The following is a 561-nucleotide window of genomic DNA, read 5'->3' on the forward strand; positions in this document are numbered from 1 at the left end:
ACACATACTCAACACACGAGGGAGAAAATCTCTGGGCTATCGCTCCCCCAATGAGGTATTTTTAACACACTTACAGGCGGCATAAGCCCCCTGGGTTTTGTTGCGTTTCGAGTGGGAATGGGGCCAGACACCACATTGCCAATGGCTACCCCTTCAGTGGTCAACATGTTCAGGTAGCTGGTGCCGGTGAAATATTGCGCATAGGCGTCATTTTTTGGCCCTTTGGGGAAAATACCGTTACCGTCAAATTTCTCGCTCATTTCGTCTCCGCCGTCAAATTACGCCTGCTTTCAGGAAGCAACCAAAAGGGTGGCCGATGTGCTTATGGCCAACAGGAGGAAGTGTATTACAGGGCCAATTCAATGATAAGGTAGCCAAATATGCATACACCTATGCAAATAATTCATTAGTCACGACAATGGCCTGCAAGCACGTGGCCCCATTCCCACTCGAAACGCAACAAAACCCAGGGGGCTTATGCCGCCTGTAAGTGTGTTAAAAATACCTCATTGGGGGAGCGATAGCCCAGAGATTTTCTCCCTCGTGTGTTGAGTATGTGTT

1 pseudogene is annotated in these 561 nt (G+C 48.8%); it reads right to left on the reverse strand.

The features are described from left to right. Positions 1 to 119: 119 nt before the first annotated feature. A pseudogene (locus ACMV5H_RS25660) lies at positions 120 to 260 on the reverse strand (cupin domain-containing protein); the annotation flags it as partial. Positions 261 to 561 lie beyond the last annotated feature (301 nt).

The sequence above is a fragment of the Serratia sp. N21D137 genome (assembly GCF_047530005.1).
Lineage (GTDB): Bacteria > Pseudomonadota > Gammaproteobacteria > Enterobacterales > Enterobacteriaceae > Chania > Chania fonticola_B.